At 72.4% G+C, this 22046-nt stretch carries 13 protein-coding genes and 3 pseudogenes; 7 read left to right on the top strand and 9 right to left on the bottom strand.

Annotated features, from left to right (window positions below):
• Positions 1 to 34 precede the first annotated feature (34 nt).
• On the bottom strand, positions 35 to 466 hold the full coding sequence (locus tag QF032_RS06100) for a S1 RNA-binding domain-containing protein (RefSeq protein WP_307055254.1): 432 nt from the start codon (positions 464 to 466) through the stop codon (positions 35 to 37).
• Between the two features lie 62 nt (positions 467 to 528).
• Here QF032_RS06100 and QF032_RS06105 point away from each other — a divergent pair.
• Positions 529 to 678 (top strand): annotated as a pseudogene (locus tag QF032_RS06105) (hypothetical protein); the annotation flags it as partial.
• Between the two features lie 251 nt (positions 679 to 929).
• On the opposite strand, the gene QF032_RS06110 reads toward QF032_RS06105, so the two are convergent.
• On the bottom strand, positions 930 to 2609 hold the full coding sequence (locus tag QF032_RS06110; RefSeq protein ID WP_307055256.1) for a hypothetical protein: 1680 nt from the start codon (positions 2607 to 2609) through the stop codon (positions 930 to 932).
• Between the two features lie 689 nt (positions 2610 to 3298).
• Positions 3299 to 4318: a LacI family DNA-binding transcriptional regulator gene (locus tag QF032_RS06115; RefSeq protein WP_307055258.1), complete on the bottom strand. Its 1020-nt coding sequence runs from the start codon at positions 4316 to 4318 to the stop codon at positions 3299 to 3301.
• A gap of 261 nt (positions 4319 to 4579) precedes the next feature.
• Between QF032_RS06115 and QF032_RS06120 the strand changes: the two genes are divergently transcribed.
• The 4 genes from QF032_RS06120 (at position 4580) to QF032_RS06135 (ending at position 9912) form a co-directional block, all read left to right on the top strand.
• The gene (locus tag QF032_RS06120; protein WP_307055261.1) at positions 4580 to 6577 is read left to right on the top strand and encodes a glycoside hydrolase family 127 protein; all 1998 of its coding nucleotides are present in this window, start codon (positions 4580 to 4582) and stop codon (positions 6575 to 6577) included.
• A gap of 149 nt (positions 6578 to 6726) precedes the next feature.
• Positions 6727 to 7983, top strand: a complete 1257-nt coding sequence (locus QF032_RS06125; protein WP_307040738.1) for a sugar ABC transporter substrate-binding protein — start codon at positions 6727 to 6729, stop codon at positions 7981 to 7983.
• A gap of 115 nt (positions 7984 to 8098) precedes the next feature.
• A complete protein-coding gene (locus tag QF032_RS06130; protein WP_307055264.1) occupies positions 8099 to 9082 on the top strand; it encodes a carbohydrate ABC transporter permease in 984 nt (327 codons plus the stop codon).
• Entirely contained in the window at positions 9079 to 9912 is an 834-nt protein-coding gene (locus QF032_RS06135) for a carbohydrate ABC transporter permease (protein WP_306954514.1), read from the top strand. The genes QF032_RS06130 and QF032_RS06135 overlap by 4 nt, the downstream gene beginning before the upstream one ends.
• 334 nt (positions 9913 to 10246) lie before the next feature.
• Here the strand turns inward: QF032_RS06135 and QF032_RS06140 are convergent.
• Positions 10247 to 11585, bottom strand: a pseudogene (locus QF032_RS06140) (MFS transporter).
• Positions 11586 to 11899: 314 nt separating this feature from the next.
• Here QF032_RS06140 and QF032_RS06145 point away from each other — a divergent pair.
• Positions 11900 to 13114, top strand: a pseudogene (locus QF032_RS06145) (SMI1/KNR4 family protein); the annotation flags it as partial.
• Between the two features lie 3 nt (positions 13115 to 13117).
• Here the strand turns inward: QF032_RS06145 and QF032_RS06150 are convergent.
• From QF032_RS06150 to QF032_RS06165, 4 genes are all read right to left on the bottom strand, one after another.
• On the bottom strand, positions 13118 to 13579 hold the full coding sequence (locus tag QF032_RS06150; RefSeq protein WP_307055265.1) for a cupin domain-containing protein: 462 nt from the start codon (positions 13577 to 13579) through the stop codon (positions 13118 to 13120).
• 303 nt (positions 13580 to 13882) lie between these two features.
• Entirely contained in the window at positions 13883 to 16819 is a 2937-nt protein-coding gene (locus QF032_RS06155; protein ID WP_307055267.1) for a hypothetical protein, read from the bottom strand.
• A 2-nt stretch (positions 16820 to 16821) separates the two neighbouring features.
• Positions 16822 to 18660, bottom strand: a complete 1839-nt coding sequence (locus QF032_RS06160) for an HSP90 family protein (RefSeq protein WP_307055269.1) — start codon at positions 18658 to 18660, stop codon at positions 16822 to 16824.
• Between the two features lie 77 nt (positions 18661 to 18737).
• Positions 18738 to 19727, bottom strand: a complete 990-nt coding sequence (locus QF032_RS06165; protein WP_307055271.1) for a hypothetical protein — start codon at positions 19725 to 19727, stop codon at positions 18738 to 18740.
• Between the two features lie 346 nt (positions 19728 to 20073).
• Here QF032_RS06165 and QF032_RS06170 point away from each other — a divergent pair, with 346 nt between their 5' ends.
• On the top strand, positions 20074 to 20769 hold the full coding sequence (locus QF032_RS06170; RefSeq protein WP_307040755.1) for a type 1 glutamine amidotransferase domain-containing protein: 696 nt from the start codon (positions 20074 to 20076) through the stop codon (positions 20767 to 20769).
• A 55-nt stretch (positions 20770 to 20824) separates the two neighbouring features.
• Here QF032_RS06170 and QF032_RS06175 read toward each other — a convergent pair whose 3' ends face one another.
• A complete protein-coding gene (locus tag QF032_RS06175) occupies positions 20825 to 21991 on the bottom strand; it encodes a hypothetical protein (RefSeq protein WP_307055273.1) in 1167 nt (388 codons plus the stop codon).
• Between the last annotated feature and the right edge of the window lie 55 nt (positions 21992 to 22046).

Genomic DNA, 22046 nt, shown 5'->3' on the forward strand with positions numbered 1-22046 from the left:
CGTCAAGGCCGCCGACGCTGGGTACGCTGGGTGATTAAGCCCTTAACCACAAGCCGACGCAGAGTCGTCGGGACGACTCCGTGACCTGCCACGTGTCACCTCGTGGCCGCGGCGTCTCCTGACCGACACCGACTACGTCGGACGGGTGGTCGAGCGGACGCCAGGACAGCTCCGGAGTGTTGATCATCGCCGTGAAGCCGCCGATGTCCACGAAGGTGACGCCGAAGTCGGCGATGAGCGTCACCGTGCCGGTGACGATCTGGCCGCGCCGCAGCGTCTTCAGGAAGGCCCAGGCCCGGTCGCTCGGGGCCGGTTCGGTCTGCCATCGTGCGCGGAGAACACCGTCGCCGTCGGGAAGTACAGCGGTGAGCAGAGGCTGACGCTCATCGGCGTACAGGGATACGACGGCGGCGGAAGACGCGCCGGCGAGCCGGTTGGTCACTGCCTCGTACCCGGTCTCGTCCACCACCGTACTGGCGATCCGCCCACTCTCGTCCTCCCAGACGATTTCCGAAAGGCCCTCGTCGGGACGGCACGGTCACCGAGCTCGCGACACTCGACGGCCGCTATCTGTCGACCGAGGTCGCCGGCGGCTTCACCGGCCGGGTCATCGGCATGTACGCCGCGACGGGCGCCGTCCACTTCGACTGGTTCGACTACGAGCCCGCCGACGGCTGACCCGGGCGGCACGCGCCGGGCCTTCCACGCCGGACGGCGGCGCGCCACGCCCGGACGGCAACCCGCCTCGGCCGGGCCGGCGGGCGGGACCCGGCGGCGGTCACCGGTTCCGCGCAGGGTGTCGAGCAGCGCGGCAAGGCTCTCGGCGCGCGGTGACCGGACCTCCGCCGCGGAGATCCGCCGGTGGACGCGGGCGGCCTCGGCCGGTCCGTGTGCGCCGGATCCCCACCCGGCGAACACGGAGGCATCCCTCACCCGGCCTGCGGGCAGCCGCGTTCGTCGGTGGACTCTCCGGCGTACTCCGACGTCAGCCGGTACACGCCCGCCCGGGGCACGGTCAGCCGGGTCCACGGGCCGTCCGCGCTGACGCACGCGCCCTCGGCCCGCAACCACGGCGAGTACGCGATCCGGATGGTGCTCGTCCCGGCGCCGGGCATGCTCAGCGTCAGATCCGCCTCTCCCGCGCGCAGCAGCTCGGCCGGGGCGGAGACCAGCGGCAGCGTGTCGCGGACCCGGTAGATCTTCCAGTACTGGTCCTGCCAGACGGGCTCCAGCCAGCGTTGCCCCTCCTGGATGAGAGCCGTCTCGCGCTCCGCTGACCGATCGGGCTTACCGTCGTGGAGGACGACGAAACCGACCGCCCAGTGACGCAGCCAGGCGTAGTACCGCGGCCCGTCGAGGTCGCCCTCGTAGAAGAGTCGTCCGCGTTCGACGTCCAACTGCTGGTTCCAGCCCCGCATCAGCTCGAAGTGGGGGCCGAGGAGGGTGGCCCCGCGATGGTCGTCGTCCGTCGGCAGCTCCACCCGGCCGCGGTCCGCGCCCAGCCGGTCGAGCGCGGCGATCACGCCGTCGGTGTGCGTGACCCAGCCCGGAACGGGGTCCGGTCGCCGCAGGTGCGTCAGCGACGTCACGCAGAGGTAGGAGACGGACAGCGCGGTCACCAGGGCCATCGCCCGCATACGGGTTCGCCGCCCGTCGTGACGGACGGCCCCGGCGCGGCGCTGCAGCGCGGCCGCGAGCAACACCGCGGGTGCGAAGAGCAGGGCGAGCCGCTCCACGTTGTTGCCGACCGGTGAGGGGACCATCCAGGTCAGGACGACCCCGACGGCGTACACGGCGCTGCCTGCCCGCACCACCCGCCACTCCCGCGGCGACGCCCACACCACGGCGGCGGACAGCAGCACGGGCAGGATCATGCGGCCGGCGGCCATGGGCTGTTCGCCCTGGAAGGGGAACAGCAAGGTCGTCACGCCGACGACGGCGACGGGCGGGAGCGTCAGGGCAAGACACTTGGCGTACTGCCGGTCGGCCAGATATCCGGCGCCCGCCACCAGCAGGAAGAGCCCGGCCACCGGGCTGCCCATGGTCGCGAACAGCGCCCCGAGGGCGGCGGCGGCAAGCCGGGCGGGCCGGGGCGCGCGGTCGGCGACGGCGAGCAGGCCCGCGAGAGCGAAGGCCAGGCCGAGGGCGAACGTGGTGCGGCCGAGCACGACGTTGTACCAGAGGCCCAGCGCACCGACCAGCGCGGGCCACATCGACACGCGCGGAAGGGTGCGCTCCAGCAGGGTGGCCAGCACCCAGGTGGCGCTGATCCCGGACAGCACGGAGACGGCGCGGACACCGCACAGGGCCATCAAGTGCGGTGATATGACGCTGTAGTTGACGGTGTGGACGCCGCCGAACCAGAAGAGTCCGTACGGCGTGGCCGGATGCCTGCCCACGAACCCCGCCCACGCGTACTGCGCGGCGAGGTCACCGCCGTCCGTCGCGAGAACGGCGTCCCACCCCCAGTACAGGGGAAGGAAGGCGACGATGGCGAGGAGCGGGACGCGGTACTTCGCCGCTTTGGGCCACCGGCGTTCCCGGCGCAGTACCGGCAGCAGTGGTCGCAGTGAGGCGGGGGCCGACAGGGTGGAGGTCCGTGGAGGCATGGTGGCTTTCCCGAGGCGGTACGGACGCGGCACAGGTCCGCCGGGGAGTTCGTGGCCCCGAGGGCTCCTGGAACTCGCGGACCTGCGCGGGCGTCACGGCCGGGCATCTCCCGTCCGTCGCGCCCACGCGCCTGACGCGCACGACGTCGGCACCGGGAGCGGCACCACCCCGACCTCGCCCGGCGGCCGGTTCCTCAGCCCGCGGTGGTCGCGCAGCAGGCCCCCGTCGGTGAGTCTCCCGTCCACTGCGGCAGCGTGGGACCACGCTGCGCGGAGTGCGCAACTCGCTGACGGCGCCAGCACCAGGAGGCCGACTTCATGCACTGAACTGCTCCGGAATCGGTGGAGGACCCGGACTCGGGCCTCCTGCCCGAGCAGGCCACGGACGACAGCCGGCTCGCGCCTCCGACCACGATGTTGTGGACCACATCCCGGGCCGGCAACCCCCACCGGCTTGAGCAGAGGCTATTTCCACAGATCAACCACATGCAAGGCGCGTGCCGCGTGAAGGAAGAACCCGCTGGTCTCGCCCTGTTTCGAACGGACCGAGGAAGGCTCGCCCCCTGTGCGGCCGTGCGCGAATCGGCGGTCATCGCCGGTCCGTGTCACTCCGTGTCGACCGTCGTCCCCCGCGGCCTGCCGGATCACAGGGGCGGCGGGGACGGCGGGGGGCAGCGGGAACCGGCGGCTCAGGTCGATTCGCGGACGACGAGCCGACAGGGCACGGTGTGCAGGCCGGGTGCCGGTTCGGAGCCGATGGCATCCAGCAGCCGCAGGGCTGCCTGGCGGCCGATCTCGGCGAGGTCCGTGTCGATGGTGGTGAGCGGCGGGCGGCAGGCCAGGGCCATGACGTCCCAGTTGTCGTAGCCCACGATCGCGACCCTGCCGGGAACGTCCAGCCCGTTCTCGCGCAGCGCGTCGGCGACTCCCCTGGCGATCTGGTCGTTGCCGCAGAAGAAGCCGTCCGTGTCGGGCGCCGTCCGCAGGACCGCTTCGGCGGCGCGGCGTCCCCACGCCTCGCTCCACTCGCCGAAGTGCACCCGGCCGGTGGAGAGCTCCAGGGAGGAGCGCTCGAGCAGGTCGACGGTGTGGTGGGCGCGGTCGCGGGCGGCGGCGTGGTGGGCCGGGCCGGTGACGTGTGCGATCCGGGTGCGGCCGGTCGCCAGCAGATGCTCGACGGCCAGCCGTGCCCCGCTCCGGTCGTCGGAGACCACGGAGATGTCGTCCGGGTCGGTGGACGGAGAGAGCGCGTAGACCGTCGGGATCGGGTCGATGCCCTTCAGGGGCGGCCGGGGATCGGTGCGCCGGCCGGTCACGATGATGCCGTCCACCCGCCGGTCCACGAGGTTGCTCAGATGGTGCTGTTCGCGGATGGCGTCCCCACGGGTGTCGCACAACAGGACGGAGATCTTGCCGGCGCCGAGCGCGTCCTCGGCGCCCAGCAGCACGGGGGTGCTGAAACGGCCGATGCCGTCGGTGGTCATCAGCCCGACGGTCCAGCTGCGGCCGGTGTGCAGGCTCTGCGCATGCTGGTTGGGGCGGAAGTCGAGCGTCTCGACGGCCGCGAGGACCCGCTCCCGGGTCTCGGGCCGCATCCTGCCGCCGCCGTTCAGTGCTTTCGAGGCTGTCCCGACACTGACGCCGGCCAGCTTGGCGACATCGGCCAGCTTGGCCCGCCCGCTCGGCGGAGAACCTGGAACGGCGGTCACGCGCAACCCTTTTCCTGGACGACCTCGACGACGTCCATCCTGACACTGTTCACAGCTGCTGAACAGCCCTGTTCCCAGCACCGAAGATACTTGCGCGTACCTCTTGACTCACGCTCCTCACCTTTCTACCTTTCCGGACAGAAAAACGTTTTCTCAAACGGGTACGAGAGACGGGCACCGCCTGTCCGCAGCCTGAAGCGCCGCGACACCCCGCACGCGTCGGACCTCGAGCCCGGTTCCCCTCCAACGCTCCGGAGAGCCATGCCCCGCCCACGTTCCGCAGCGCCTTCCGCCACGCCCTCCTCCTCGCCGTCGGCCGCGTCCGAACGGGGAGACACTCGCCTGGGCCCGGTCCGTCACAGCCCGGACGCCGAGGCCGCGTTCGCTCCGGCCGCCGTCGCGGTGGACGGCGGTTTCTGGGACGCCCGCCGCGAGGTGAACGGACGCGTCTCCATCCCCCAGGGCCCCGGTCTGCTGGAGTCGGCGGGAAACCTGCGCAACCTGCGGCTCGCGGCCGGCACGGACAAGGGGGAGTTCCAGGGCGCGTACCCGTTCGTCGACTCGGACGTCTACAAGTGGCTGGAGGCTGCTGCCTGGCAGCTCGCCCGGACCCCGGACGGCGACCTCGCCGACGACGTCGCCCGTATCGTCTCCCTCGTCGCCGGCGCGCAGCAGGACGACGGTTACCTCAACACCTGGTTCCAGTTGCTCAAGGGCGGCGAGCGCTACCTGGACCTGCGGTGGGGTCACGAGCTGTACTGCGCGGGCCATCTCATCCAAGCCGCGGTGGCCCATCACCGGGCCACCGGAAGCAGTGAACTCCTTGACGTGGCCGTGAAGTTCGCCGACCACATCGACTCGGTCTTCGGCCTCCCCGGCAGCGGCAAGCCCCTCGACGGCGTCGACGGGCACCCCGAGGTCGAGACGGCCCTCGTCGAGCTCTACCGGGAGACCGGCGAGCACCGCTACCTGGACCTCGCCGGCTACTTCGTCGACCGCTTCGGCCACGGCCTGCTGGGCGGCGAGGTCTACTGCCAGGACCGCGTCCCGCTGCGCGAGGCGACGAACGTCGAGGGGCACGCCGTACGGCAGTTGTACCTGCTGGCCGCCGCGACCGACCTGGCCGTCGAGACCGGGGACGGCGGACTGCGCACCGCCGCCGAGCGGCTGTGGGAGGCGATGACCACCACCAAGACCCACATCACCGGCGGACTCGGCGCCCACCACGACGAGGAGGACTTCGGCGACCCGTACGAACTGCCCAACGAGCGCGCCTACTGCGAGACCTGCGCCGCCATCGCCTCCGTCCAGTGGAGCTGGCGCATGGCCCTGCTCACCGGTGAGGCCCGCTACTCCGACCTCGTCGAGCGCACGCTCTACAACGGCTTCCTGGCCGGTGTCTCCCTCGACGGCGAGCGCTGGCTGTACGTCAACCCGCTCCAGGTCCGGGACGGCCACACAGACGCCGGCGGCGACCAGTCGGCCCGCCGCACCCGCTGGTTCCGGTGCGCCTGCTGCCCGCCCAACGTGATGCGGCTGCTGGCCGGACTGGAGCACTACCTCGCCTCCGGCGACGACGGCGGACTGCAGATCCACCAGTACGTCACCGGGCGCTACACCGGCCTTCTCGACGGGACCGGGATCGTCGTGAGCGCCGAGACCGACTACCCATGGCAGGGCACGATCGGCCTGACCGTCGAGGAGAGTCCCGCGGACCGGCCCTGGACCCTCTCGCTGCGCATTCCGCAGTGGTGCGGCGACTACCGGGTCCGCGTCGGCGACAGCGTGTACGACGAGACGGACGCGCCCGTCACCGACGGCTGGCTGCGCCTGGAGCGCACCTGGGCGCCCGGCGACCGGATCGTCCTCGACCTCGGCATCGAGCCGCGCCTCACCGCCGCGGACCCGCGGGTGGACGCCGTACGCGGCTGTGTCGCCATCGAGCGCGGGCCGCTCGTCTACTGCCTGGAAGGGGTCGACCACCCCGGAGGCGGTCTGGACGACATGGTGCTCGACACCACCCGGCCGCTCGCCGTGAAGCACCGTCCCGACCTGCTCGGCGGCGTCGTCACCGTCCTCGCCGCCGGGCGCCGCCGGAACATCGCCGACGCCGGCTGGTGGCCGTACCGGACCGCGGACGCCGCCGCCGGCGACGACGGACAGCCCGCCGACGAGCCCCTCGAGCTCACCGCGATCCCCTACTACGCGTGGGCCAACCGCCAGGACGGCAGCATGCGCGTCTGGCTGCCCACCTCCTGACCCCGCCCCACCCGTCGCTCCTCTCAACCTTCCCGCCTCTCCTCCTTACCTGCCGTCTCGTTTTCCCGTTTTCCCGCCTTCCCCCTCTTCCCGCCCCCTCTGCTCCTCCCCTCGCTCGCCACGAGCCGCACCCAGACAACGAGGTCACCGTGAGAAACGCCCGCCGCACCCTTGTCGCCGCGATCGCCGCCATAGGCACGCTCACCTCCGTCGCCGCCTGCGGGGGCGGCGACTCCGACTCCTCCGCCTCCGGGTCCGGCGGCGCCGGCGGAACGTACGCCTTCTGGGACCCCTACCCGCAGTTCGACGCCTCCTCGGACTGGGGCAAGCTGGTCAGCAAGTGCGGCACGGACGCCGGGGTCAAGATCAAGCGCACCGCCATGGACACCACGGACCTGGGCAACAAGGCGCTGCTCGCCGCCCAGCAGGGCAACGCGCCCGACGTGATGCTGGTGGACAACCCGGTCGTCTCCACACTGGTGGAGGCGGGCATCGTCAACAAGACGAGCGACCTCGGCCTGGACACGAAGTCGATCCAGCAGAACATCCTCGGCGCGGGCACCATCGACGGCGCCTCCTACGGCGTCCCGATCGGCGCGAACACGCTCGCCCTCTACTACAACAAGAAGGTCCTCTCGGCCGCCGGCGTCGACCCGGCCGCCATCAAGGACTGGAACTCGCTCACAGCGGCCCTGAAGAAGGTCAAGGCGGCCGGGAAGAAGGGCATCACGTTCTCCGCGATCGGCACGGAGGAGGGCAGCTTCCAGTTCCTGCCGTGGTTCTGGGGCGCCGGCGCCGACCTCACCAAGCTCGACTCGGCGAAGGGCGTCGCCGCGCTGTCGCTGTGGAAGGGCTGGGTCGACGACGGACTCGCCCCCAAGGACGTCCTGCAGAACACCCAGACCACCAGCTGGCAGGAGTTCGCCACCGGCGACTACGCGTTCGGCGAGAACGGCACCTGGCAGCTCGGCAACGCGGCGAAGGCCGGCTTCGAGTACGGCGTCATCAACGTTCCCGCGCAGAACGGGGGTTCGGCGCCGGTGCCGACCGGCGGCGAGTTCGTCACCGTGCCCGTGCAGAAGGACACCGCCCGCTACGACGTCAGCAAGAAGATCGTCGCCTGTCTGACCAGCGGCGCCAACCTGCTGTCCACGGACACCACCCTGGCGTACGTGGCGCCCACCGCGGCGGTGCAGGCCGAACAGGTCAAGGCGAACCCCGCGCTCAAGCCGTGGGTCGACGCCGTGGCAGCGGCACGCGGTCGCACCAGCGGCGGTCTGGGCACCAAGTACCCGACCATCTCCCAGCCCATGTGGACCGCCGTGCAGGCCGCCCTGTCCGGCGGCCGGAGCCCGCAGGCGGCCCTCGACGCCGCCCAGAAGGCCGCCGGCAAGACGGGCAGCTGACGTCCGCCTCGCCCACGCACGCCCCGGAGACCGCACGACAGCCCTCAACCGCCCGGACACCGTCACCGGCCCGGGCAGTCCACCGCATTCCTGCCACCCGCATCCAGGAGTTCGCATGACCACCGCCCGCGTCGACCGCCGACCGCAGCGGTCCCCGGTCAGGTCTGGGGCGACCGGCGCCGGACAACGGACGGACGCCCCGGCACTGCGGCGCCGGCAGCGCCGCAGGAGCCGGTTGACCGCCCTGGCGTTCCTCGTGCCGCTGGCCGTCTACCTCGCCGCGTTCTACCTCTATCCCCTCTACCGCAACCTCGACCTGAGTCTGCGCGACTACACCGTCCGGTCGTTCGTCGCGGGCGACGCGCCGTTCTCCGGACTGGACAACTTCCGGACCGTCCTGGACGATCCCACGTTCGGCCCGGCGCTGCGCCACACCATGGTTTTCACGTTCGTGTCGATCGCCTTCCAGTACGCGGCCGGTCTCGCCCTCGCCGTCTTCTTCAACCGCCGCTTCCGCCTCGCGGGCACCCTCAGAGCGCTGTTCCTGATCCCGTGGCTGCTGCCGCTGATCGTGTCGGCATCCACCTGGTCGTGGATGTTCAACAGCGAGTCCGGAGTACTCAACTACGCCCTCCAGCTGGTGGGCGTCGGGCCGGTGGACTGGCTGACCTCGCCCGACTGGGCGCTGACCTCGGTCATCGTCGCCAACATCTGGATCGGCGTTCCGTTCAACCTCGTCATCCTCTACAGCGGACTGCAGAACATCCCCGGCGAGCTGTACGAGGCCGCGGCGCTGGACGGGGCGAACGCCTGGCAGCAGTTTTGGCGCATCACCTTCCCGCTGCTGCGCCCGGTCTCGGCGATCACCCTGCTCCTCGGGCTCGTCTACACCCTCAAGGTGTTCGACCTCATCTGGATCATGACCAAGGGCGGCCCCGGCGACGCCTCGTCCACCCTGGCCACCTGGTCCTACCAGCTCGGATTCGGCACCCTGCTGCCCAAGTTCGGCCCCGGGGCCGCCGTCGGCAACATCCTCATCCTCATCGCCCTCGCCTTCGGGCTGCTGTACATCCGCGTCCAAAGGAGGCAGCACGCATGACCGCCGCCCACCGCCCCGCCCGGCGCTCGCGTCTGCACACCGTCATCGGCGTCCTGCTCACCGCCGTCATGCTGTTCCCGGTGTACTGGATGCTCAACGTGTCCCTCACCCCGCAGCAGGACATGCGCAAGAGCCCGCCCGACCTGCTGCCCCTGCACCCCACCTTCGAGGGCTACCGGGCCGTCCTCGACGACCAGCTGCCCTACCTCGGCACCAGCCTGCTCATCGGCCTCGGCACGGTCGCCCTCACCCTTGTGCTCGCCGCCCCGGCCGGCTACGCGCTGGCCAAGCTCCGCCCGCTCGGCGGCGGCGCCCTCGGCCTGTTCCTGCTGATCGCCCAGATGATCCCCGGCATCGTCATGGCCATGGGCTTCTACGGCATCTACCTCGACCTCGGCCTGCTCAACTCCTGGTGGGGACTGATCATCGCCGACTCCACCATCGCCGTGCCGTTCGGCGTCATGATCTTCACCGCGTTCATGTCGGGCATCCCCGGCGAACTGATCGCCGCCTCCCGCATCGACGGCGCCGGCACCTTCCGCACCTTCTGGTCGATCGTCCTGCCCGTCAGCCGCAACGCACTCGTCACCGTCTCCCTCTTCAGCTTCCTGTGGGCCTGGTCCGACTTCGTCTTCGCCAACACCCTGGACAGCGGCGGCGACTGGCGCCCCATCACGCTCGGCATCTACCACTACATCGGCAACAACAACCAGGAATGGAACGCGATCATGGCCACCGCCGTCGTCGCCTCCCTCCCCGCGGCCGTGCTGCTCGTCCTCGCCCAGCGCTATGTGGCCGCAGGCGTCACCGCGGGCGCCGTCAAGGACTGACTCCCGATGCCCACCGCCCCCGGTCCGCCGACCGGCCGGGGGCGCGGTCCGCCCTGCCCCGCCGCACCCCGTTCCGCCCCCCACGCACAAGCGCCCGGCTCTCACCTGTCAGGAGGCGAGGGCTCGATTCCCGTCCACGCGCCCCTCCCCTGGGACCGGCCGGACGGCACCACGCCACTCACCGCTACTTCCCGCGCCACCCGAAGTGCCCGCAGGAACCCCTGCGGTCGCCGTGCCCGCAGTGCCCACCCCCCTCCTCAGGAGAGCCGCTGATGTCATTCCTGAGTCCCCGCCACCGCTCCGGAGTCCCGCTGGGCCGGGGCCTCATCACGCTTCACGCTTCGCACCTGCCGCCCGGTCCGGGACGCGCAGCCGGAAGCGCCCGTCCCAGACGGGCGAGCGGGGACACCGCCATCAGCACAGGGGAAAGCATCATGCCCGTGGCCGCCACCAGGAGCCCGGTACGCAGTCCCCACTCCTGCGCCAGATACCCGCCGAGCAGCGAGCCGAGAGGGGCCGCCCCCAGCCCGGCGAACGTGATCGTCGCGGCCGCGCGGCCCTGCATCCCGTCCGGAGTGACGGCCTGCCGGACGGCCATGACCGTGACGTTCACCAGTTGGCCGCCCGCACCGAACACGAAGTTGACGGCGAGCAGCGCGGGAACGGTCACCGCGGAGGAGGCGTGCAGCGCGGGCACGCCCAGGAACACCCCGTCAGCCGCCACCGCCGCGGACACGAGGACCACGCCGTGGCCGAACCGGCGCGGCAGGCGGGCGGCCAGCACCGAGCCGAGGAGTGCACCCGGCCCCGTCGCGGCGAGCGTCAGCCCCACGGCGGTGCCCGACAGGTGCAGTTCGCGCGGCAGGAAGAGCAGATAGACGGTCATCACGGCCGCCCAGGAGAACTGGAAGGCGGCCGAGGCGAGGCACACGGAACGCAGACGGGCGTCGCCGGCGACGAAGCGGAGACCCTCGCGGATACGGCGCCAGACCCGAGGGGGACGCTCGGAGCTCTCCGGGAGCGAATTCGGTCCGACGGATGCGTCCGACCGACAGGACCGAGCACGCGAAGAACAGCGCGCCGCAGGCGGCGGCGACCGGCGCCGACAGCAGTGACACGAGCGCACCGCCGAGGGCGGGTCCGCCGATCTGCGCGGCGGACCGGCTGCCCTCGAGAGCGCTGTTGCCGCGCACCAACTGATCGCGTTCCACGAGCCGTACGACAGACGCCTGGTAGGCCACGTCGAAGAACACGGACAGGGCTCCGACGGCGAAGGCGACCGCGTACAGCACCGGCAGGCCGAGCAGACCGAGAAGCCCCGCCAGGGCGGCGGCACCCAGTGCCAGGACCCGGCCGGCGTCCGTCAGCACCATCACCGTGCGGGCCCGCCACCTGTCGACCCACGCGCCGGCGAGGAGCGACAGCAACAGGACCGGCGTCTGCCCCACCGCTCGCAGGACGCCCAACTGGCCGGCACCGGCGCCGAGCGTCAGGACGGCCAAGAGCGGCAGGACCACCAGGCCTGTGTGCTCGCCGAGTTGGGACGCCGTCTGGCCCACCCAGAGCCTGCGGAAGTCGCCGTCCCGCCACGGACCCGGCGGAACCCGTCGGCGGGAATCCGACGCGGCGGAGTGGACCGAGGACGCAGAGGAAGCGGAAGAAGCGGACGGCACGAGGATCCCCTGGGCTGCCGACAACGAGGCCCGTCACCCGGCGCACACCAGGCGCACCGACGGTTCGGGCGGGAGAGGGCTCGCGGTGCCGCACCGGTGGGGGCAGCACGCGATGACGGGCCGGTCACGGCCTACGGCGTCAACGCGCGCTCGGACGACCGATCATGTCCCGGCTCCTCGCTCCTCGTTCGCAGGTCACTCGCTGCACCCGGAGACTAGCCGGGGAGGCTTCCGCGCAAAAGTCGATTCCACGGGCGCCGGCGGTTCCTCGGTGCGGGTCGCTGTTGTCAGTGGTGGGTGACAGCATCGCGAGCATGACGGACGACAGCACGGCATTCGACTGGCGGCCCTTCCTGCGGAAGTGGAGCGGGGAGTGGGCGGACTCCCTGCGGGACGACGAGACGCGGGACGAGGACGACGAGGCCGCGCGCCGGGCGCGGTGGCTGGGCTTCCCGCCCGCGTCGCAGGAGCGGATCGCGGCCATGGAGGAGCGCCTCGGCCACCGCATGCCCCCGTCGTACCGGCGGTTCCTCGAGGTCAGTGACGGATGGCGGCACGCGGGCGGGTTCGTCTGGCTGCTGGCCGGGACGGAGACGGCGCACTGGCACAACGACGCGTCGGGACTCGCGGAGATGTTCGAGGAGGACCTGGACGACGACGCGAGCCCCGAGGAGCGGCAGGAGGCGGACATCTGGCGGCGCGGGCTCCAACTCGACGTGGAGTCCGACATCACGCACGTCCTCCTGGATCCCGATGACGTGGACGAGGACGGCGAGTGGGCCGTGTTCACGTGGGCGAGCTGGCGGGGCGAAGCGCCCGAGCGGCACGCGAACTTCCTGGCGTTCATGCGGGAGATGCACCGGGAGTTCCACAGCCTGCGGGCGCACGGGAGTGAGGCGGAGCCGGTGTTCGCCAACGACACGACGCGAGAGCTGGACGCCCGGGTGGAGGAGGCCCGGCTGGAGGCGTTGCGCGGCGGCTGGGAACGGGCCGGGAAGGCGCTGGACGAGGCGAAGGAGTACGGCAGGCCGAGGGCCGCCGGGCTGGGCGATCAGATACGCCGCCTGCGCGGGCAGACGTACATGGTGTACTTCGAAGGCCTGGTGACGGACCCTCGGTACGCTCACGAGTTGTTGCCGCCGCTGGTCGCCGAACACGCGGCGAACGCGTCCCGGGACGACTCCGCGCTGACCTTCCACCTGCGAGGCGCCGACGAAGGCGTCGTGTCGCTGGCTTTCGAGATCCTGGATCAGGTGCGGAAGGGCGCCTACCGGTACACCGCGGCCGGACCGTTCGGGGAAGCGGTCGAGCGGGCACGGGAGCTGGCGCGCTCGGGGGACACCGACGGGGCGTGGCGGACCCTGATGGACGCCCTGCCTTGGTGGGAGCCTCTGGGGCCGTACCACCTGGCGCCGCTCGGGTGGGTGGCCGACCCGTTGCTCGGGCCGCTGCTGACCCCGGAGCGGGGGTGCGAACTGCTGTCCGCGCCCCGGGGCGGGCAGCCGGGTGAGACGGTGGCCGGGGGGCCGTCGTCAGCGGGTCGGGGGTGACGCCTGGTCCCCGGGCGGCCGGGAGCGGATCTGCATGCCCGGGCGACGTCGGTGGACGGTGAGGTACGACAGTCCCTCGCCGTGCGCCGTGATGCTGCGGCTGGAGCCCTTCGGCAGCCAGACGAGCTTGCCCTCGTCGAGGGCCTCCGCCCCGTCGGGCGTGCCCAGGGTGCCGTCGCCGGCGACGACGAGGAGAAGGACGTCCAGTTCCGGCTCGATGTGGACGGGGACGTTCTGACCGGCCGGAACATGCACGAGATTGGCGTCGAGCTGGCGTCCGGACTCGGCGAGCCTCCACAGGGCGCCGGAGGTGGCCGGGGGAAGCCCGGACAGCTCCCTGACGTCACAGAGGACTCCCGCGACGGGGGCCGGCGTCCGGTCCCGCGGTGAAGGATCCCGCCGAGGAGCGCCGTCCTCTCCGGGGGCGGCGTGGGCGTCACTCATGGACCTGTCCCGCCCGATGCGGCCCTGCCGCCGGTCGGGACCGGGACGTGGGATCGGAGACCGGGTCGGTCCGGGGCGACCGCATGCGGGTGCCGCGCAACGGTGTCACAGCGTCCCCTTTCCTGCCGTCGCCGTGTTCCCGGCCGTCACCGCAGCCCCAGAAGATGTTCCTGGCCGTCACCATGACACCAGTATGCCGACGGGCCGCCACCTGCGTCGTCCTCCTCAGTGCCGTGGTGGTGGGTGCGCCGGAGCGGTGCCGGGGCGGGTCGGTGCCCCGGCGCCGCTCCGGCTTCGCCGGGGTCACCCCTCGTCGCGCAGCCGGGCCGCCAGGGAGGCCAGCGCCTCTGCCTCCTCGGTGTGGCCCCCAGCGGTCAGACGGGCGATCGCCGCGTCGAGCCGGGTGAGCGCGGGGGCGGGGCGTTGCAGGTAGAGGCCCTCGACGACGCCCGCGAGGCGGATGCTCTCGGCCCACTCGCCGACACGGTCGTCGTCCGCTCCCAGGTCTCCGAGCAGGGCGAGGGCCTTCTCCAGGGCGGCCAGAGCGGTCTCGTACTCGCCGGCGTAGGCGTTGACCCTGCCGTGTTCGTAGGCCAGGGCGGTGTCCAGGGAGCGGCCGTCGGGCCGGTGTCCGGCGGCGCGGGCCTCGTCGGCGATCCGGCCGGCGTCGGCGAGGAAGCCGAGGGCGCCGGCGAGGCCGTCGGAGCCCTGCCGCTCGGCCTGGACCCGGGCGATCTCGCGCAGGCAGCTGCTGAGCTGGTCGTAGCTCGGGGCCTTGGCGTGGGCGACGAGTGCCTGGTCCGCCACCTCGCGGGCGCGGGCGAAGTCGCCGGACTCGCCGAGGAGGAGTGCCGTCTCCGCGGCGATCATCACATGGCTCGCGGGGTCGTCGTCCCAGCCGGCCGATTCGGCGGCGAGGGCGACGAACTCCACCGTGGCGGCCTTGAGGTCCTCCCCCGCGTGCAGCGCGCGGGCGCGCGTCAGGCGCAGCTGGGCGACGAGCCGGTCGTCCAGTTCACCGGCGGCGACCTCCGGTTCCGCCAGCAGGGAGTCGAGCAGGGCGATGCAGTCCTCGACGCGGCCGAGGTCCAGGCTGAGCCGGGCGGCGTTGCTGTACGCGCAGAACGCCTCCGTCCGGCTGCCGCGGCGAAGCTCCAGCTCCGCGGAGCGCGTCAGGTGCCGCAGGGCCTCGTCGGGTCGGCCCAGGCGCATGCAGGCCTCGGCCAGATCGGCGTGCAGTTGGGCGGCGTCGACCGCGTCGGCCGGCCAGTCGGCGGCCAGGCGCAGCCCTTCGGTCAGGTCGGTGTGCGCGGTCTGCGCGTCCCGCAGGGCGAGCTGGAGCCGGCCGCGCAGACCGAGCGTGCGGGGCAGGTGCCAGGCGGGGCCGTGTGTCTTCAGCCGGTCGAGGAGGGCGTCGATCTCGGCGACCGCGGCGGGCAGGTCGCCGGAGAGGGCGTAGGTGCTGGCCCGCAGCAGCAGCGACCCGGAGATCTGGCCGGGGAGATCGTGCCGGGTGGCGAACGCGTGCAGCAGGTCCACCTCGGCGAGGACCGGCGCGATGTGCGCCTTGTCACCGGTCGTCTGCAGGCGCAGTCCGAGCGCCGTCGCCCGCAGCCGCAGCATGCGGGCCTCCAGGTACGGGGCGAGGCCGGGTGTCCCCTCGTGCAGACGGACCACGGCCGTGTGGGCGTCGGTCAGCGCGGCGGCCTTCTCCTCTGCCGACTCGGAGCCCTGCCCGGTGGCGTCCGCGGCGGGGAGCTGGGCGCAGGCGCGTTCGAGCGCCGCGTGTCCCGGGAGACCGGCGTCCTCGTACAGGGCGGCGGCATCCTCGTGGAGGGATGCGGCGTCGGTCTCCTCCTTCTCGTCCGCGCGGTTCGCCTCGTCGGACAGCAGGTCCGCGCGCAGTCGCGCGAGCGGTCCCACGGCCGGGTCGTCGGGGTGGCGGTAGTCGGACGCTGCGGCGAGGGTGCGCAGCCGCGCCCAGCAGGCCTGTGCGTCCGGGTGCCCCTGCTCGTCCAGATCCCTGGCCCGGACGATGAGTTCGGGCAGGGATTCGGGGACGGCGCCGGCGGCAGGGGCGGCGGGCGCGGCGACGGGCGCGGCCGGGGCGACGTCGTCGAGGTGGCGGACGCGCAGGGTCAGTTCCAGTGCGGTAAGGAGCGGCGCTCGGTCGAGGCGGGCGCGGCGGCGGTCGGTGTGCGCCGTGGTGCCGTTGCGGGCGTCGAAACGGGCGGCGAGGTCGTCGGCGCGGGCGTGTATCTCGGCGCGCAGGCCTGCCACCGTCCAGATGCGGCCCGCGTATCCGGCGGCGGGCAGTTCGCCGCGGCCGAGTCGTTCGATGCGTTGGAGCAGGACCTGCACGCCGGTGAGGAAGCCGAGCAGGTCCAGCGGCGAGTCGACTTCGTCGAACAGGCTCCGGTTCTCGGAGAGCAGTTCCAGGCCGCGTGCCTCGTTGCCGGTGAGCGCGCAGAACTCCAGGTGCCGGCCGACCTCCTGGGCCATCGAGGGGTTGCGGCGGCAGCCGCGGTAGCCGGAGAGGTGCAGTTCGCGGGCCCGGTCGGTGCGGCCGGTGCGCAGCAGGGGCAGCAGCGCGTACGAGACGGAGCGGGCCGGTTCCTCCTGGCAGGATTCCTTGCCCTCCAGGACGGGCTCCCAGGTCCGCAGTGCCCGCTCGTCGTCGCCCGCCGCGAGGTGGTGGAGGGCGCGCTCGCAGATCTCGCAGGCCTCGCAGTCGCTGAGCCGGGTGCGGGCGCGGGCCGCCCACAGCTCGTAGGCGAGGGTGGTGCCCTCGCCGACGTGGGCGGCCAGTTGGTACGCCTGGCCGTAGTAGGGCTGGAGGCCCAGGCCGGCCTTCTCGTACCGGTCGCGCATCTCGGTCAGCCACTGGCGCAGACTCGCCAAGGGCACCTCGGGCAGCGCGCGCAGGGCGCCCGCGACCCACTTGAAGCGCCAGAACAGCATGTGGCGCAGGCGCTCGTCGAAGACGTCGGGCTGCTCGTCGAGGAGGTTCAGCAGGCGGGCGAAGACGACGGGCGACTTGCGGGGTTCGGAGCCGTAGGTGTACGCCTCCTGGAGTTCGAGGAGGGCGTGGACGAGGGTGGTGGGGTCGTCGAACTGCTCGGCGGCGTCGACGAGTTCCTCGGCCGTGACGGTGCGGGTACGGCCGTAGGGGCGACGGTCGTTCTCCTGGAGCGCCTGGTGCAGCTCGTCGGTGTTCTGGGGTGCGGGTGCGGTCGGCATCGTCAGCTGTCCTTGCGGAGGGCGTGGGCGAGCAGGTCGAGGAAGGAGCGGTTGATGAGGCTCGATTCGGCGGGCCTGAGCGGGCGCCGGGACAGCATCGCGGCCTGCCCGTAGAGGGCTTCGGCGCTGGTCCGGGCCAGCTCGGGCTCGTCGATCGTGACGGCGGTGCGGACCAGCGGGTTGAGCTGGTTGAGGATCAGCTGGGCCCGTGGCGCCTCCTGGCGCAGCGCGCCGAGGATGTCGCCCCACAGGCCGCCCTCCTGCTCCCGGGCGAGCTGGGAGCGGGTGCGCTCGTGGCGGGCCTCCCGGCTGTCGACGAGGAGGGCGGGGGCGGAGGCGGGCTGGAAGGTGCGCAGCGCGACGTCGCAGTCGAAGACGGCGAGGGCGTCGCGGGCCCGCGCGAGGTAGGCGGCGGCGGCGAGTTCCGTCTCCCGGTCGACGGGGTCGAGGTGGGCGGTGAGGGTCGCCGGGTCGAGGTCGGCGACGGTGGCCTCGGGCCTGATCTCGGGCAGCCGGTGGACCAGTTCGCGGTCGTAGGTGTAGCCGCCGTTGACGACGCCGAGCCCGGCGGCCGAGGCGATCGCCGCGACCTGGCGGAACTCCTCCACGCTCGAGGTGACGAGCACGGTGCGGTGGGTGCGCGCGAACTCGTCGAGGGTGCAGTGGCCGTCGGTGGTCTCGAACGGCAGCCAGGGCAGCAGCATCCGCAGGATCTCGTCGTCGTGCACCGCGAGCGACTTCACGGCCAGGTGGTGGGCCTGGAGGAACCGGTGGAGCAGGTCGGGATCGCTGGCGGCGGCCCGGGCGATCCACGCGCGCAGCCGCTCGGCGAGGGCGTCGCGGACGGCGGCGAGCGTGTCGTCCTCGTACAGGGACTCGCGGGACGCCGTCGGGCGCAGGCTCTCGGCGTCGACGACGCAGCGGACGAAGAAGGCCCACTCGGGCAGGATCTCCTCGGCCTGCTCGGACAGCAGCATCCCCTTGACGTGCACGCGATGCCCGTGGCGGCGTCCGGCCGGCACCGCCTCGGGCAGCACGCACGCGATGCCCTTCAGGCCCACGGCCGGCAGGTCGAGTTCGATGGTGTCGAGCGGGGTGAAGCCGAAGACGTCCGCCCCGTACGCGGCCAGCGCCCGGGCGCGGGCACCCGGCGTGGGGTGGGTGCGGGCCCAGGGGGCGGGCTCGGGGTTGACGGGGGCGCCCGGTCCGCCGGTGCCGTCGTCGAAGGTCACGGGGTGGCGCAGCAGGGAGCCGAAGTGCCGGGCCAGCGCGTGCACCTGTGCCGGACGGGTCCACTCGCCCGCGTCGGCGCGCGGCGTCAGGGTGACGGTGGTGCCGGGCCGGGGGCGGGCGGAGGCGGGCAGGGTGCGCACGGTGTAACTGCCGTCGCCGCGTCCGCGCCACTCCACGGCGGGGGCGCCGGGGGTGCGGGCCGAGCGGCTCAGGACGTGGATCTCGTCGGCGACCAGGAAGCAGGAGAGCAGGCCGATGCCGAACTGGCCGATGAAGTCGGCGCGTTGTTCGGCGATGCCGTCGGCGCGCTTGCTGCTGCGGCCGATCGTGGCGAGGAAGGTGTGCACGTCGGCCTCGGTGAGACCGACGCCGTCGTCCTCGACGCGTACGACGGAGCCGTCGGCGTACAGACGGATGCCGAAGGCGCCGTGGGACTCGATGGCGTGCCGTGCGGTGAGGGCGTCGACCGCGTTCTGCAGGAGTTCGCGCAGGTAGACGCGGGGGCTGGAGTAGAGATGGTGGGAGAGGAGGTCCACCAGGCCGCGGAGGTCGACCTGGAACGTGCGGTCGGTGGCGGCTTGGTGGGCGGAGGTGTCGCGCAGGGGCATGAGGCATCCGGGGTGAAGGGAACGGCAGGGGTGGGCGGTGGTCCGCAGGACCGGCCGGAGCCGGTGTGGCCGGTGGCTCAGAAGACCTTGCGGAAGCGCGCGTACGCCTTGTCGGGGTCCGACATGAAGGTCCACGGCCACTGGGTGATCACACCGTCCAGCTCGCGGAAGACGTTCGAGGCCGTGCTGCTGCCCGCCAGCGAGAGGGCCATGGCGAAGATGTTGTAGTCGCCCTGCCAACCCAGGCGGCGCTCGTACGCGTGGTGCAGGATGCTGCGCTCCGCGGTTTCTCTCAACTCGCTCCGGATCCGGGGCTGCTGCAGACAGTCGCGGTCGTCGGACTCCACCCAGTCCTCGATATGTGCCATGGCGATGACACAGCCGAGCCCGTGCCCGTCGGGCGCGGCGGCGAAGGCCTTCCGGGCGAACTCCAGGGCCTGGCCCGGCTCTCCGCCCCAGCGGGGCTGGAGGTGCGACACCCACTCCAGGTGGAGGTCCAGGTTCAGCGGATCACGGCGCAGACCCGCCGCGAGCCGGGCATCCTGGACGCTGTCGTCGACGGACATGCCTCGTCCGGAGGTGAGCAGATGGCGCCACGGTGTGACCCAGTCGGGCCGCAGTTCGGCGGCCTCGAGCAGGTGCTCCTCGGCGATGCGCAGCCGCTCGTAGAACGTCTGCCACTGTTCGCGGCCGACGTCCACGGCACGGGCGGACGTACGCGCCTCCCAGCCCCAGGCGACATGGCGCGCACCCGATATCAGCAGTGCGGTCGCCCGGAGTTCCTTGTCGTCCTTGTCCTCCTCGGCGGCCCGGACGATCCACTCCTCCAGACCGTCCACATCGGTCAGTTCCCCCAGGACCGCCTGCTCGCGGCCGAGGTCGAAGGGGGCCAGCGCCGCCTTGACCGCCGACCAGTCGCCCGCGTCGGCCGCCTCGACCAGCGCGAGCACCCGCGTGTCCCCCAGCGCGCGCAGCGCGTATGTCCCGTGCTTCTGCTTTCGCGGGGGAAGGGCGTGCGGATCCGTCGCGGATCTCTCCACGCCCCTTCCGAACAGCTTGCCGAACATGCCGCGTCCTCCCCTGATCCCCACGTGGTCGTCCGGGGCAGCATAAGCGGCCCCACCGACACCGTTTCCACAGGGTTTTCTCACGAGTGCCGCACACCGTGAGACAGTCGCGGAGGCTGGCGGCGCTGACACGTCCCGCGCCACGTCGCCGCGTTCCCGTAGTGCCGCGGTACTGGTCACCGGCCGCCGATGTACTTCCCCGGTTCCGGGTCTGATGGGTGATCACCTCCTATCGTGGTACCGGCCTGAAGGGAACAGCGCTCCGACCTGGTGCCGCCGGCGAGGCCGCGCACGGGGCCGCAGGTGTCCGCACGGCGGCCCCGACCCTCCGAACAGAAAGACACGGATGTCCCCCACGAAGCGCATTCTCATCATCGTCACCAGCACCGGCGAGTACGAGAAGGTCGGTTACCGCACCGGTCTCTGGCTGGGCGAGCTGACCCACTTCTACGACGTCGCCGAACAGGCGGGCTTCGAGCTCACCGTCGCGAGCATCGAGGGCGGCGCCGTGCCGCTCGACCCGGAGAGCCTCGCCCACGACGTCCTCGGCGACCTGGGCACCGACAAGCGGTACGCCGACCGCGCGTTCATGGACACGCTGCGGAATGTCGTCGCCGTGAGCGAGGTCGACGTCGACGACTACGACGCCGTCTACCTGACCGGCGGTCACGGCGTGATGTTCGACTTCCACCAGAGCCGGGCGCTGGAGACGCTCGTCGCCCGCTTCCACGAGAGCGGCCGGATCGTGTCGGCGGTCTGCCACGGCCCGTGCGGTCTGCTCGACGTCACCCTGAGCGACGGCGAACCGCTGGTGAAGGGCAGGAACGTCACGGGCTTCTCCTGGCGGGAGGAGGAACTCGCCCAGCGTGCCGACGCCGTCCCCTACAGCCTCGAGGACCGGCTGAAGGAACTCGGCGCGAAGTACAGCGTCGCGGCGAAGCCCTTCGACACCCACGTCGTCGAGGACGACCGCCTGATCACCGGGCAGAACCCGGGCAGCGCCAGGGCGGTCGCCGAGGCGGTCGTCCGCCGCCTCGGCTGAGTGACGCCCGGACACGGGGGGCCGCCCGGCACTGCGCCGGCCGGTCCCCCTGACCTCACGGGCGGGCGGGTTCCGGTTCCCCGGCCGGCGCGTCCGTGGTCGGCCCGTGTCCCCCGGCGACCGCCCGCAGGGTGACGGTGGCCGCGGCTCCCGCCGTCAGGCCCCAGACGAGGGCTGCCGGGACTCCGCCGCCGATGGCCGCGGACAGGTACATCAGGTCCCATTTCAGGGTCGACCCGTCCAGCGCCACCCGCAGCAGCTGACTCGCCAGGAGCCCGACCACGGTCAGGCACACGGTGGTCACCGCCATCGCCGGGACCGTCACCCGCGTCAGCATCGCGGGCAGCCGCCGCAGCGCCGTCCACACCAGTGCGAGCAGCAGGACGTCCACGGCCCGGTACAGCAGCCAGTCCCCGAACGACACTCCCGCCGGAGCGGACCAGGCGCCGAGAAGCAGCCACTGGCGGAGCAGGTCACCCGGTTCGGAGAGCAGTCCGCTGCCCGAGAAGGACGTCTGCAGCTCGGCGGCGACCGACTGGTACGAGAGGACCACCAGGGACAGCGCGATCACCGCCGTCCCGACGGTGGCCGCCAGCCGGGCCGCCCGCGCCGGGACGGCCTCGCGCGGCAGCGGATCCGCGCTCCTGGCGATCACCCGCGCGACGAGGACCGTCGCCAGCGACGCGAACAGCGCGGTCACCACCAGCATCTGCCGCCCGGAGGAGATCACGCCCGCCAGTTGCGGGAGGAAGCGGTAACTGCCGCGTCCCTGCGAGGCGATCAGCCACGGCGCGGAGACGGTCACCGCCAGCGTCCCGGCCACCACGCCCCAGCCCCACAGCGCGAGCAGCGCGGCCGGCAGCCGGCCGTCGACCGGCGGCAGCCTGCGGACCAGGAGCATCGCCCCCGGCACGAAGAAGGCGAAGAGCGCGGCGAACCGGATCTGCAACGCCGTTTCGTACAGCGACAGATAGCGGGGGGCGTCGCCGCCGGCCGGGTCCCCGACCTCGCCGAGCGCTCCGGAACCGAACCGGACCGACGTCGGGGGGTCGTACGACCAGGGCGCGAGCCACTGCTGGAGATCGGCGACGACCCGGCCGCCGAGCGCGTCGGTGGCGCCCTGCAGGTGCAGCGCCTCGGTGCTCGCCCCGGCCCACCACAGGAGCGCCGTGAGCAGCACCCCGCCCGTCACTGCCGGTATGGCCGCACGCCGATGGTTCATGTGTGTCCCCCGTACTGGTCGAGCGCCCCGTGAGTCGAGTCCCCCGGTCGGCTGG

Source organism: Streptomyces achromogenes, assembly GCF_030816715.1.
In the GTDB taxonomy this organism is placed as follows: Bacteria; Actinomycetota; Actinomycetes; order Streptomycetales; family Streptomycetaceae; genus Streptomyces; species Streptomyces achromogenes_A.

Bases quoted from the DNA above. Each gene is read 5' to 3' on its own strand.
- QF032_RS06135 (WP_306954514.1), top strand. From the start codon at position 9,079: ATGACCGCCGCCCACCGCCCCGCCCGGCGCTCGCGTCTGCACACCGTC.
- QF032_RS06130 (WP_307055264.1), top strand. From the start codon at position 8,099: ATGACCACCGCCCGCGTCGACCGCCGACCGCAGCGGTCCCCGGTCAGG.
- QF032_RS06110 (WP_307055256.1), bottom strand. From the start codon at position 2,609: ATGCCTCCACGGACCTCCACCCTGTCGGCCCCCGCCTCACTGCGACCA.
- QF032_RS06155 (WP_307055267.1), bottom strand. From the start codon at position 16,819: ATGCCGACCGCACCCGCACCCCAGAACACCGACGAGCTGCACCAGGCG.
- QF032_RS06160 (WP_307055269.1), bottom strand. From the start codon at position 18,660: ATGCCCCTGCGCGACACCTCCGCCCACCAAGCCGCCACCGACCGCACG.
- QF032_RS06175 (WP_307055273.1), bottom strand. From the start codon at position 21,991: ATGAACCATCGGCGTGCGGCCATACCGGCAGTGACGGGCGGGGTGCTG.
- QF032_RS06170 (WP_307040755.1), top strand. From the start codon at position 20,074: ATGTCCCCCACGAAGCGCATTCTCATCATCGTCACCAGCACCGGCGAG.
- QF032_RS06165 (WP_307055271.1), bottom strand. From the start codon at position 19,727: ATGTTCGGCAAGCTGTTCGGAAGGGGCGTGGAGAGATCCGCGACGGAT.
- QF032_RS06120 (WP_307055261.1), top strand. From the start codon at position 4,580: ATGCCCCGCCCACGTTCCGCAGCGCCTTCCGCCACGCCCTCCTCCTCG.
- QF032_RS06150 (WP_307055265.1), bottom strand. From the start codon at position 13,579: ATGAGTGACGCCCACGCCGCCCCCGGAGAGGACGGCGCTCCTCGGCGG.